Source organism: Marinobacter sp. UBA2498, assembly GCF_002341575.1.
GTDB lineage: Bacteria > Pseudomonadota > Gammaproteobacteria > Pseudomonadales > Oleiphilaceae > Marinobacter > Marinobacter manganoxydans.
This window is the reverse complement of the sequence record NZ_DDOI01000069.1, coordinates 4,622-4,832: the sequence shown is the minus strand read 5'-3', so window position 1 is coordinate 4,832 and position 211 is coordinate 4,622. Positions and strand designations below refer to the sequence as shown.

Here is a 211-nt window from a genome sequence, read left to right as displayed (position 1 = left end):
GCACGGCAACCGGGACTTTCTGATCGGCCAGGACTTCTGCGACCGGGCCGGCGCAACGCTGCTGGACGATCCGACGGTGATTGATCTGTACGGTACCCCTACCCTGCTGATGCATGGCGACAGCCTGTGCACCGCCGATGTGGAATACCAGAAGTTCCGGGCCAACATGCGTAACCCGCAGTGGCAGCAGATGATACTCCAGCGCCCCCTG

1 pseudogene is annotated in these 211 nt (G+C 62.6%); it reads left to right on the top strand.

The features are described 5' to 3' along the window. Positions 1-211: pseudogene (locus B2W52_RS09980) on the top strand (UDP-2,3-diacylglucosamine diphosphatase); the annotation flags it as partial.